The sequence below is a fragment of the Streptococcus sp. DTU_2020_1000888_1_SI_GRL_NUU_041A genome (assembly GCF_032387735.1).
Classification (GTDB): Bacteria; Bacillota; Bacilli; order Lactobacillales; family Streptococcaceae; genus Streptococcus; species Streptococcus sanguinis.
In genome coordinates, this window is record NZ_CP135591.1 from 2,175,954 (window position 1) to 2,188,040 (window position 12,087).

At 45.8% G+C, this 12,087-nt stretch carries 12 protein-coding genes and 1 riboswitch; of the genes, 1 reads left to right on the forward strand and 11 read right to left on the reverse strand.

What is annotated here, in order from left to right:
- Positions 1-90 precede the first annotated feature (90 nt).
- The 4 genes from RSK81_RS10725 to RSK81_RS10740 all read right to left on the reverse strand — a co-directional run bounded on the left by RSK81_RS10725 (position 91) and on the right by RSK81_RS10740 (position 3,114).
- Positions 91-459 (reverse strand): EXLDI protein, encoded by a 369-nt coding sequence (locus RSK81_RS10725; protein WP_315686776.1) that lies wholly within the window; start codon positions 457-459, stop codon positions 91-93.
- Between the two features lie 64 nt (positions 460-523).
- Positions 524-1,426 carry a DUF2268 domain-containing protein gene (locus RSK81_RS10730; protein ID WP_315686778.1) on the reverse strand — a complete coding sequence of 301 codons (903 nt, stop codon included), beginning with the start codon at positions 1,424-1,426 and terminating at the stop codon, positions 524-526.
- Positions 1,427-1,599: 173 nt separating this feature from the next.
- Entirely contained in the window at positions 1,600-2,229 is a 630-nt protein-coding gene (locus tag RSK81_RS10735; RefSeq protein WP_315686780.1) for a DUF4352 domain-containing protein, read from the reverse strand.
- A 21-nt stretch (positions 2,230-2,250) separates the two neighbouring features.
- Positions 2,251-3,114, reverse strand: coding sequence for a mechanosensitive ion channel family protein (locus RSK81_RS10740; protein ID WP_315686782.1), 864 nt, complete (start codon positions 3,112-3,114; stop codon positions 2,251-2,253).
- A gap of 143 nt (positions 3,115-3,257) precedes the next feature.
- Between RSK81_RS10740 and sstT the strand changes: the two genes are divergently transcribed.
- Positions 3,258-4,475, forward strand: coding sequence for a serine/threonine transporter SstT (gene sstT, locus RSK81_RS10745; protein WP_002901488.1), 1,218 nt, complete (start codon positions 3,258-3,260; stop codon positions 4,473-4,475).
- A 65-nt stretch (positions 4,476-4,540) separates the two neighbouring features.
- Here sstT and RSK81_RS10750 read toward each other — a convergent pair whose 3' ends face one another.
- From RSK81_RS10750 to RSK81_RS10780, 7 genes are all read right to left on the reverse strand, one after another.
- Positions 4,541-5,878 carry an alanine/glycine:cation symporter family protein gene (locus RSK81_RS10750; RefSeq protein WP_002903371.1) on the reverse strand — a complete coding sequence of 446 codons (1,338 nt, stop codon included), beginning with the start codon at positions 5,876-5,878 and terminating at the stop codon, positions 4,541-4,543.
- 85 nt (positions 5,879-5,963) lie between these two features.
- A riboswitch (glycine riboswitch) is annotated at positions 5,964-6,056 on the reverse strand.
- Between the two features lie 166 nt (positions 6,057-6,222).
- Positions 6,223-6,537: a thioredoxin gene (gene trxA, locus RSK81_RS10755; protein WP_002901492.1), complete on the reverse strand. Its 315-nt coding sequence runs from the start codon at positions 6,535-6,537 to the stop codon at positions 6,223-6,225.
- Between the two features lie 84 nt (positions 6,538-6,621).
- Positions 6,622-8,040, reverse strand: a complete 1,419-nt coding sequence (locus RSK81_RS10760) for a C69 family dipeptidase (RefSeq protein WP_002918160.1) — start codon at positions 8,038-8,040, stop codon at positions 6,622-6,624.
- A 100-nt stretch (positions 8,041-8,140) separates the two neighbouring features.
- A complete protein-coding gene (locus tag RSK81_RS10765) occupies positions 8,141-8,785 on the reverse strand; it encodes a GNAT family N-acetyltransferase (RefSeq protein ID WP_002918161.1) in 645 nt (214 codons plus the stop codon).
- Positions 8,786-8,794: 9 nt separating this feature from the next.
- Positions 8,795-11,128: an endonuclease MutS2 gene (locus RSK81_RS10770; RefSeq protein ID WP_002918162.1), complete on the reverse strand. Its 2,334-nt coding sequence runs from the start codon at positions 11,126-11,128 to the stop codon at positions 8,795-8,797.
- Positions 11,129-11,182: 54 nt separating this feature from the next.
- Positions 11,183-11,734 (reverse strand): CvpA family protein, encoded by a 552-nt coding sequence (locus RSK81_RS10775; RefSeq protein ID WP_002901497.1) that lies wholly within the window; start codon positions 11,732-11,734, stop codon positions 11,183-11,185.
- Positions 11,735-11,744: 10 nt separating this feature from the next.
- Complete coding sequence (locus RSK81_RS10780; RefSeq protein WP_002896593.1) at positions 11,745-12,035, reverse strand: hypothetical protein; 291 nt, start codon at positions 12,033-12,035, stop codon at positions 11,745-11,747.
- Positions 12,036-12,087 lie beyond the last annotated feature (52 nt).

The window sequence follows — 12,087 nt, forward strand, 5'->3', positions numbered from 1 at the left end:
ACTTCAAAGAAACTTAAAAAGAGAGAAGATTCAATTATCGTTTAATACGAATCTAAAGAAATCCGACTGCTTATCAAAGCAGCCGGATTTTTATATATCTAATTTTTCAAAAAATTTGCCTGCTGACTGCTTTTCTTTTAGCTTCTCAAGCAGCTCAGTCTCCAGAAAAGGACTTAGTTCGTCAAAATCTTGGCAAACCTTAAAGACAGTTTCTCTGTCCAACTGGCCATAAGTTAGTTCATAATAGTCCTTATTATGATGCCAGTCCTGGTCATAGTTGATATCTGTCCGTTGATAGTAAACAATGTTTTGCTTCGGTGTCAGGTAAATCTTTTGCGTCAGAATGCTTTTCTGATCTTTGGACAGCTTGCTACGGCTGAAAATTTTAACCCCTTGAAAAATCTTGCGCTCATGGATACCTTGATTTGTGACTTTTAATTCAATTCTTTTATAATGCATACTGATACCTCCAGAAATCACCTACATTATATCAGGTTCTGGTAGATTTTCAAGCAAAAATGTGTCATTTCCAAAAGTCTTTAGTTGCCTCTAAAATCTCTGCCGTCTGTGTTACCGTAGCCTCAATAATGTTCTTGCCAGTCTTTTTCAGATAAGCTTGTATCAGATGATAACCATAAGCATAGCCTGCAGCATAAGGCATACCGACTGGTATTTGACCTTGAATCTCAGCGATTTCATCACCGTAGAGATAAGGAGCCATTTCCGCCATCCCCGTTAGTTGAAGCTGACTGGAGATGATGGGTTTAATCTCTTCTAATTGTTCTGGACTGGTTGAAGTGACCCAAGGTCCGATGAGCTCCTTTCCATAGAGTTCAGCTGCAAAAGACTCTGCCAATCCTTCACTAACTACCCAGTCTGCTAGTGTCGTCTGCTGGTTCCATTTGATAAATTGGAAGCGGACATTATGGTTGCACTCGTGGGCCAGAGCCGCCTGCACACGTGGCAAAGTATAGTCATTCGGTAGCAGACTAAGCATGAGGTAGCCTGGAATTCCTCCATCTCCACTGTAACCCTTATTAAGCTGCAACATAGGTTTTTCAGGATTTCCCAATAAAATAGTAAAATGGTAATCCTCAACCTCTAAATCATAGCCAGCTTGCTCAAAAAGACCTATACTCCTCTTGATGGTATCTTGACAATTTTGCCAGAGTTGATCAGAGCTCAGAGCATCAATAGCCGGCCTATCCTTTTCTGACAGAGTGCCGGGTAGCTGATTCATAAAGCCAAGTAGGAAAAGAGCATCAAATCCTCCGGGATACTTCGCTTTCAGAGGAATGTGTTGTGTTTGATATTTTGTTGCAAAAGGTGCTAAAATCTTAGCTCGAAAACAACCTTCTCTCTTTTCTAAAGGCAGCTCGAGCATCTCTTGATAAACTTTATCCGAACGAATCATATTGATTTTCATGGTAATCTCCTTTTCTAATTTCCACCAGTATACACCCTCCTCTAAGGTCAGAGTCAAGAAAAAGATTTGAAACTTTCGTCTCAAATCTTCTTTTATCTATACAGTTTGCTGTCTCCATTTTCAAATCTAGTGCGGAAAGTAGCAAAGGCATTAGGGTAATAGGATAATTTTCCCTATTGCTCCTTCTTTTTCTCTTGCTTTGTCTTGTTTTTCTCCTTTTGCCACTTAGCATTTTCGTAGGTCACAGTATAGGTATCCTCATCGCCGCCTTCCCCGTCAAATACTAAGTCAAAGCGGATAGACTTCCCTGGCGCCAGATTGGTGCCGATTTGTGTATCGTCAAAGGTTGAGCCATCCAAAATATAGACATTTTCCTTCTTGTCATAGAGTCCAAAATCATAAGGACTGACCAGAATGGGCTTTTTAGAAGTGTTTTCAACCGTGATAGTCGCAACGACAGCTACTCCTGTTGACTCATCGCTCATGACTTTTTTGTTGTCTTCCACTGCCGAATGAACGGTCACCTTGAGTCCACTGGAAAATTCAACTGTTTTCTCAAAAGCATGGCTAGAATAGGTCTCTAAAGGCGAGTTATGGTAGCCTGTGAGAGACTTGAGATGGTCATTTTCCTCCATAAGGCCAATCGTAGTAATGACGAGGAGAATGCTGAGCAAGGCCAGAAGAAAGATGATAATACCAGACACCAGAGCTGCCCAAAAGAGACCCTGCTTGTGAAGAGGACGTTTTAAATGGTAAACATGATTGTCCTCACTGACAATTTCCTGCTGAATTCGCTGATTCATATGGACCTTTCTAATCAATAATTACTCGCCTTTTGTAAGAGGCCCAAGCGTCGGAAGTTCAATCCCCTCTCGCAAAAGCGCCTCATGGTAAAGACGGTAGAAGATATGGTAAACGGAAACCTGCATGCCACCTTGTACGATCATGCTGATACGGAAGTTGAACTGACCATTTGAAGCCATCTGCGGCCCCAAGACATCCGGTTCCTTGAGAATCTCTGGATGTTCTGGCACTGCTTCTTCATTAACCTTAGAAATGATGCGGTAAATCTCGTCTAAATCCGTCTGGGCATAAATGGGAATGTCAATCAGAACACGCATGTCTCCACGAGACAGATTGCTGACAACCATGATATTGCGGTTTGGAACAAAATGAAGCGTTCCGTCCGCGTCCCGCACTTGTGTCGTCCGAATCCCGACACTGATCACTGTTCCAGCGATGTTGATAGGACCGTTAGTCAGGCGGACATTGTCACCGACATCTAACTGTCGCTCGAGAAGAATAAAGAAGCCATTGACTAGATCCGACAGGAAGCCCTGAGCTCCCATCCCAATAGCTACACCAGCAATTCCGGCACCAGCTAAAAGGCTGGAAACTGGCAGTCCCAAGATGGATAAAACCCAGTAAATCAAGAGGAAATACAAGACATAATTAAGCAGATTCTCAATCAGACGGGTAATAGTTTTCTGTCTGGCTACATCCTGCTTGGATAGCTTGAGAGAGGGGGCAATGATCTTGGTCACTGACAAATGCAGGATTTTCTTAACGATGTAAAATAAGATAAAAAGCAGAAGTAAAGAGACCAGCTTGGAAAAAAGGTCATCTGCAATTTTGGACCAGTCAAACTGCTGGATATAACGGGAAAAGACATTTCCGGTCTTAGACATAGGCTACCTCCAAAAAGATTACTACCATTATACCACAAAGACCAATCAGCGCGGACATAGAATGGTTAGTCCGACCTAGCGTTGCTTTCACCCCCTTTCTATCGTATAATAAAATAAGTATCTAAGACAAGAAAGGAACTTACATGGTCCATCGCTTCATCACTATTTGGAACAGAACCAATCTAATCAAGCGGATTTCCATCGGGATTGGCATTGGTGTCCTGCTGGCTATCACCTTTCCCCAAGCACAAGCCATAGGACTCCTGGGCCAAATCTTCGTTGGCGGCCTCAAGGCCATCGCTCCGCTCCTAGTCTTCGCTCTGGTGGCAAACGCCCTGTCTCAACAGCAGAAAGGGCAAAAGAGCAATATGAAGACAGTCATCTTGCTCTATCTTCTAGGGACCTTTGCGGCGGCCTTGGTAGCGGTTCTGGTCAACTTTTTCTTTCCCATTAGTATAGAGTTGGCTTCGTCCTCCCAAAAGGTTTCTCCGCCAGACGGAATCGGACAAGTCCTCAGCAATCTTCTGCTTCAGCTGGTGGACAATCCCGTCAACGCACTCATCACCGCTAACTATATCGGTATCCTTTCCTGGGCTGTCATCTTTGGGATTGCCATGCGAGAAGCTAGCCACCACAGCAAGGAACTGCTGCAGACCTTGGCAGATATCACTTCTAAGATTGTCGAGTGGATTATCAATCTAGCCCCTCTCGGTATTCTAGGCCTGGTCTACACGACCATTTCCGGGAAAGGCTTCCAGGCTCTAAAAAGCTATGGCATCCTATTGCTGGTCCTGATAGCCAGCATGCTGATTGTCGCTCTGATTATCAATCCTTTGATTACCTTTATCATGCTGCGGAAAAATCCTTATCCCTTGGTCTGGCGCTGCTTGCGAGTCAGTGGTGTGACTGCTTTTTTCACGCGCAGCTCAGCGGCTAACATCCCCGTCAACATGAAACTCTGTCGGGATCTGGGGCTCAATCCAGAGACCTACTCAGTCTCTATTCCTCTAGGCGCTACTATCAATATGGCAGGGGCCGCCATCACTATCAACACCCTGACCTTGGCTGCTGTCAACACGCTGGGTATCAGGGTTGACTTTGGAACGGCTCTCGTTCTCAGTGTCGTAGCGGCAATTTCTGCTTGCGGGGCTTCCGGCGTAGCTGGCGGTTCTCTTTTGCTCATTCCAGTCGCCTGCAGCCTCTTTGGGATTTCCAATGATTTGGCCATGCAGGTAGTCAGCGTCGGCTTCGTTATCGGTGTCATTCAGGACTCCTGCGAGACCGCCCTCAACTCTTCTACTGACGTTCTCTTTACAGCTGTGGCCGAGATGAGCAGCTGGCCAAAAGAAAAACGCTATTAATTTCGACAAAAAACCTCTAGACTTCCATCATTACAGAAAACTAGAGGCTTTTTTATGTGCGAAAATTAGTTCTTTCGATGCTTGTCAAAGTATTTCTTTGTTTCCCCGATGACAATAGGAGAGAGTGCTAGAAGAGCGATTAAGTTCGGCAAGGCCATGAGGGCATTGACAATATCTGCAAGAATCCAGACCGCCTCTAGACCTACAAAACCACCGAGAACAATCATCAGGACAAATAGCAGGCGATAAACGCGGATATAGCGAACCCCAAAGAGAAATTCAAAACAGCGCTCACCATAGTAGTTCCAGCCCAAGATAGTCGTAAAGGCAAACAGAACTAGAAAGACTGAAAGCAGAACCGGACCAAAATTAGCAAAAACACTCGCAAAGGCTGCCTGAGTCAAGGACACACCGTTAAGATTGCCATCCCAGACCCCTGTGATTAAAATCGTCAAGCCTGTCAGACTACAGATAATCAGGGTGTCGATGAAGGTTCCGGTCATAGAAATCAAGCCTTGTTCTACCGGTTCCTTGGTCCGAGCTGCCGCCGCTGCAATGGGTGCTGACCCCAAACCAGATTCATTGGAAAAAACTCCACGCGCGACCCCGTTTTGAATCGCCATCTGGATGGTCGCACCGGCAAAGCCACCGACAGCAGCCGTCTGACTAAAAGCTGAGCTAAAGACCAGCTGGAGTGTGGGCAGCAATCGATCGAGATTGACCGCTAAGACAGTCACAGTCCCCAAGATATAAATAGCTGCCATAAAGGGCACAACCTTGGTCGATACTCGAGCGATAGACTGGATGCCGCTGAAAATAACCAGAGCCACCAAAATAGCCAAGATAGAAGCTGTCACAGCTGGAGGCAGCTGAATGGTATTCTGCATGGCCTCTGTGATGGAATTGACCTGCGTAAAGGTCCCAATCCCCAAGAGAGCCACCAAGATACCAGCTATTGCAAAAAAGATAGCCAGCGGGCGCCACTTCTCGCCCATCCCTAATAGGATATAGTGCATGGGACCGCCCGCCATAGCACCATGAGCATCCTTGCGGCGGTACTTGATAGCTAAGAGGCCCTCGGCATACTTCGTCGCCATCCCAAAGAAAGCAGCCACCCACATCCAGAAGAGCGCCCCCGGTCCACCGGTTTTAATGGCAGTTGCCACTCCGATGATATTTCCCGTTCCCACAGTCGCGGCTAGAGCCGTACAGAGAGCCGCAAAGCTAGAGACATCGCCCTGATGCTCCTCGTCCGATACAAAGATTAGCCGAAAGGCACGAGGAAGTCGAAAAATCTGCAGCAAGCCCAGACGCAGACTGAGATAGATACCAGTACCAACCAGCAAAATGAGCAGGGGCGGACCCCAAACAAAAGAATCCAGACGATTCAATATTTCCAACATGATATAAGCTCCTTTTCACACCGAGAAAAAGAAAGAGCACATGCAAAACATGTACTCTGGATGTGCTGGAGTAGGGAAATCCCTGCCTCTTCGCTCTGTCCTTTTACCTGAGAGTTTGAGCGGTTCTAAACCGCCTTGCCCCTTCGGTGCCATTCATGGTCTCTCCAGAGTTCCGTCCATTTCACAGTCAGAGGTGCCCGCCTCTTTCTGAAAAACTTCGTTCGGTGTTGATTATTAATTTTCTATTATTCTAAAAGAACATTCGCCTTTTGTCAATATTTTGTGAAAATTTTTGAGCATGTAAACGTTTTTTGATGCAAAAAAGAAGCCCAGAGGCTTCTTGCTTAGCTTAATTCCGCGATAATAGCCTTGAGCTGGTCTTTGGTGTGAACACCTGCGACTTGCTTAACGACTTGACCTTCTTTCTTGAACAGAAGGGTCGGAATGGACATAATGCCAAATTCACGGGCAGTATTTGGATTTTCATCCACATCCATCTTAAGGATTTTTAATTCGTTCTCATGAACTTCCCCTGCCAACTGCTCCAAGATAGGCGCCTGCATACGGCATGGACCGCACCAAGTTGCCCAAAAGTCAATCAGAACCAATCCGTCTTTTGTTTCTTCTGCGAATGTTGCATCTGTAACGGCTGCTACCATAAATCTTCTCCTTTAAATAGCTTACTTTTGATAACATTTTACACCAAAAGCAACAGAAAGAAAAATATTTGCTACGGGTAGACCTTAGTCACTCAGTGAGAAATGGTTGGTCATGAGATTGCTGGCATCCAAGAGAACTTTCTCCAAGAGCTGGTCTGTCGCTTCTTGCACCTTGTCGCTCATAGCTTGATTTTCAGCTTCAAAGTCCACATCCTCGCCCTTAGTCAGAGCTCGGTCTACCCGACCAATCATTTCATGACCCCAGGCCATGGTCTTTTCCTGATAATCATCCAAATCTCCGACATGACTGCTAAAATGAGCATCAGCCAACCCAGCAATGATCCGATTAGCCCAGTAGAAGGAATCCGTCGAAACCTTGTCTGTCGTGTTGGCAAAGTAGTCTGGCGTTGTTGAGACTTGAGTAAAGAAAGGAACAGCTGTATTGTAAGGCATGGAGCCGTAGGATAGCCACTGGATCCCAGTCGTTTCCTGCGGTTGATTAGGGCGCAGCTGCAAGATGGCTGTCTGACTGGTCCGATTAATCCCAATAGTCCGAAAGGCCCGTCTGCTGTGGTGGTCCCCCTCTGCTCCGTAAGGATCATAAGGCGAATCCTGATAGTGGCTGCTCAGGACATACTTGACATCTTCGATCGTGATTTTGCGGTAAGGCTTGCGACACCATGGAATGAAGAAACCCCTTGGTTCTTGCTCCACTTCTGGATTGAGAAAACGCTGGATATCCCAAGCTCGCGGTGTATTGTAATGGCGATCCTTATCCTTCTGGCTACCAAAAGCATAGCGCGGATTGAAGCCCTCGTCCGAGTAATTCAAATTGAGATAGTTTTCCTCGATAAAGTTTTTGAGATTTGGATGACAGAGGAAATGCTCTGGATTGTCAAATTCAAAATAATCGCTGCCCAGCTGATTGGGATTGGTCACATAGGCATCGTCTGGTACGCGTCGCGCCATCCAATGGTGGCCGCCAATGGTTTCCAGCCACCAGATTTCATTAATATCTGAAATAGCAATCCCATTGGACTCATAAGTGCCGTACTCTTCTAGGATTTTCCCTAAGCGTAGAACCCCTTCGCGAGCTGTTTTGATATAGGGAAGAACCAGCGTAAGGATATCTTCCTCGCTGATACCTGACTCTACCAAAGGATCTGCCCCCAGTACGCGGCTGTTGGTCGTAATCGTTTCCGTTGCGCTGACAGCAACATTGTAGCTGTTAATTCCAGCAGCTCCCCAAATCCCATCTTTGGGAACTGCATCTGGCACTGCCGTATAGCGGACTGGATTGTCCGGCAAATCCATCTCAAAGGACGTTAAAACTGACTGATAATGGCGTGGCTGGTCTTGCGGCTCCACTACAACAAATTTCTTGGGCGTAAAGACCCCATTTTGTGAATCCTCTGTACGAGCCACAATGGTTGAACCGTCGTAACTGGCCTCCTTGCCCACCAAAATAGTCGTGCAAGAATCTGATGCATGCTTTAGTCTCATTATTTTCCCTCCGAAACACTTTATGCTGCTTACATTATAGCAAAAAGCAGGCCCTCATAAAAGAACCTGCTGTTATCTCTTCGCTGAAACTTCTAATACCCTATTCGATTTTCAAGACATAGGTATGTTCCTTGTAAAGCTCATCAATCTCAAAATGCTCTAAATCTTCTTTCCTTGAGACAATATAATGCCCTTCTCTTTGATAATAGCCTAAGGAATTTCCTGACTTATCTATCAGACAGATTGTCTGCTGCTTAGTATCAACGCTGAAAGAAAACGGTATTTGACCTTTGGGTCGCCCGACAACTAAATAATCTTGACAAATCAGCTTGCCGCCCCACTTCTGATAGAGATGATTTGCTTGTTCTCCGTCTCTGGTGAAGATGATCAAGGCCTCAACTTTCTTTTCATGCAGCTGCTCTCGAGCAGTTTGAAAGAGTTGACTGGCTATCCCTTGATTCTGAAAATCAGGATGGACAGCCAGATTAGCGAAGTAAGCTATCTTTTCTCCCGGATAATATGCATAAGAACGACTTGCTTCTTCGGTGTAAATCCCAATATCTAGAAGCCCCACAACCTGATCATCTTCCACTGCTATAAGCTCAACCGAATCTTGGTAAGGTTCTTCGGTAAACTCATCCTTGCGACGGCTCATATCATCAAAGAAAGGCGAAAAGAGATAACTCAAAGCCTTTGTATAAACCCAACTTTTCTCATAAGTCGAGTCATAGGTTTGTATTCTCATTTCCGTCCCTTACTTAAAAATTACAATCGTTGCACCGCTGCCGCCAGCATTTTGCGGAGCATAGCCAAAGGACTTAACGTGCTTGTTGCGGCGGAGGTATTTTGTCACCCCTTCACGGATGACCCCGGTCCCGATACCGTGGATAATATCCACCTGAGTCATGTTATTGAGGAGGGCCTGATCGATAAAGGCATCAAGCTCTTCCATGGCCTCTTCATAGCGCTTGCCACGCAGATCCAGTCTGGCTTTCGGTCCAGCAGTATTGGCCCGCTTAACCACATTAACCTGCTTGCGCTTAGGCTGCTGCTCCTTTTCAGCTTTGAGTAAGTTGAATTCCTGCTCATCTAGAGTCATCTTGATGAGACCGACCTGAGCTTCCCAACGGCCGTCCTTGAGCTGCTTGACCAAGGTTCCCCGCTGACCATAGCTGGTGACTAGGATATCATCTCCCACCTTGGGCGCCCGATTTTTCTTGGCCTGCTTGAGCACCTTATTCTTTGATAAATCAACGGTTTCTGGTGCCAACTTTTTAAGCTGCGCTTTGGCTTCAATAATCTCATGTGGTTTGAGACTGGACTTATCATGGAGATTTTTGAGAATACTCTCACTCTCTGACAAAGCCAAATCAACGATTTCCTGAGCTTCCAACCGTGCCTTATTGAGCTCGGTTTCCTTTTCTCGGTTAAACTCATTGTAAAGTTTTTTGAGGGCTCGGTTAAATTTGAGATTTTCTTGCTCCACCTCGCGGATATTATCCAAGCGCTTGCGACTTTCTAGAGTTTGCTCCTCTAGGCGCTCAATGATCCGATTGACATCACTGTCTGTGTCAGTCTGCTCTTGGGCATGGCTAACGATAAGTTCAGACAAGCCTAAACGGCGAGCAATTTCAAAGGCATTGGAACGGCCAGGCACTCCCTGCATAAAGCGATAGGTAGGTCTTAAACTATCTGTATCAAACTCCATGCTGGCATTTTCCACCCAGTCCGTCTCAATCCCATAGGCTTTGAGCTCAGGATAGTGGGTCGTCGCCATGGTTTTAATCTGTCTTAGCCGCAAGTCTTCCAAGATAGCAATAGCCAGAGCTGCACCCTCTTGCGGGTCAGTCCCAGCTCCTAGCTCATCCAGCAGAACCAGACTCTCGCTATCAACCTGCTCTAAAATAGAGACGATATTGGTCATGTGACTGGAGAAAGTCGACAGGCTCTGCTCAATGGACTGCTCATCACCAATGTCTGCAAAAATCTGACTGAAAATCCCGACGCGGCTCCCCTTGTCCGCCAAAATCGGCAGACCTGACTGGGCCATGATCTGAGCCAAACCCAAGGTCTTCAGCATGATGGTCTTACCACCGGTATTAGGCCCGGTAATGACAATCTCTGTCAAGTCTGGCCCGAAATGCAAATCATTAGCCACTGCATTTTCAATCAGGGGATGGCGGACACTAAGCAGTTGGATATCCTGCTCTTCCGACAGGTCTGGCACCACCGCTCCCGTCTCCTGCATGAAGCGGACCTTGGCACGCACTAGGTCCAGATGTCCGATAATCCAAGCATTGTTGGCAATTTCAGCTGCATGGGGACGGAATAGGTCCGATAATTCCTGCAAAATCCGCTGAATTTCATAACGCTCGTCCGCTCGACTGCTGGCAATTTCTTCGTTTAGATTGACAACTGCTCTAGGCTCGATATAGACGGTATTACCGCTGGCTGAAATATCGTGAACCACACCAGAAATGCGGTTGCGGTAGGTATTTTTTACAGGCAGCACATTGCGGCCATTCCGGCTGGCCACTACCTGATCCGCCAGCATCTCTCCCTTATTTTTGAGAATCTCTTGCAGAATTTCCCGCACCTGATTTTCATTTTCTTGAATTTTTCGGCGAATGCGGCTCAAACTTTCGCTAGCAAAGCTTTCGATAAAGCCGCCATCATTCACAGCCTGCAGACTTCCTTGCAGCTTAGGGAAAACAACTAGGTTCTCAAACAGACGGTCCAGCTTTTCCAAGTGCACATTTTCCAAGTCATCATAAAAGGACTTGAGCTCCTGAGTCACTGCCAAAACGCGCTTGAGAGCTAAAAACTCCTCAATATTCAAGTCGCTTTCCAGCTCCAACCGCTTGGTCAAGGCAGTGATATCCTGAGTCGCAGCCAGACTAAAGTGGGGATGCTGCACAAAAATCTGCTGCATATCTCTCATTTCCAGAAAAGCCGAGGCCACTGTCTCCTTCTTGCTGGTCGGCAAGAGCAGACCCAGCTCCAGCTGCCCCTGCTCGGTCAAAAGATAGGGAGCAAAAAGTTCTTTAATCTTTTTAAATTCTAAGGTTTCTAAAATTTTTGTGTTCATAATTTTCTTTTCTAGTAAAAAAGAACCCAGCTAGCAGGCCAACTGAGTCGTCTTTTATCCGATAACTTGATTCACCCAGAGATCTTTGAGGATATTGGATGTGATAGGGGTATACTTGACAATAAAGCGAATCATAAAGCTGCTGTTGAGCCGCTCCTGAACCATCTCCATCGGCACCGTCGCTAAAATAGTCAGGCACATTCCCAAAACAAAAATAGAGATGCAAACAGCGATGGCTCCGCTGGTCACATTGTACCATTTGGTATCCAGCTTATTGGGGTAGGGAATCAGATTCGCAAAAATCCCGAAAAAGCGCCCAAGGATGTAGACAGCTGTAAAAATAATAAGATAGGCCAAACCAGCATAAAAAACCTGATCCAAGTGAAAAAGTTGGGAGCTAGGGAAAAAGTAGGTCGAAGAGCCCTGAGTCGCGCTGGCATAAGGCACCCAAAGACTGATAAACTTGGCCAAGCTCTTATAAAAAGCTCCAGCTACCAGCATGGAAACCATGGTTGCAGCAGCATAATAGCCCTGCAGAACAATACCACGCGAGTAGCCAATATAAAAGCTCCAGGCCAATATTAGTAAAATAATAATAGAAAGCATTATTTCTCCTCTATTTACCCGACTTTTCTCTCAAATCACTGAGCATTTTGTGACGAAAATCTTCTAGTTCTTTTTCCTTGTCGTCAAACTCAATCTCGCGGCTGAGCTGGGTAGACAGGCTATTGACAGCCAGCAAAATCGCCAGGACTTCATCATCTGCCGCAGGCATCTGCTCTTTGATAGCCTTGTATTTTTCCTTTGCTACCCGTTCTACTTCTTCCATAAAGAGATTATCGTGTTCTGTTGTTAGAGTTAAGGTCTTGTTTCCAAATGTAAATTTATATCGATTCAAATTTGCCATAAAATCACCTCATTGTATTATATCAAAAAAGAAGCCCTTTGTCAGTTATAAA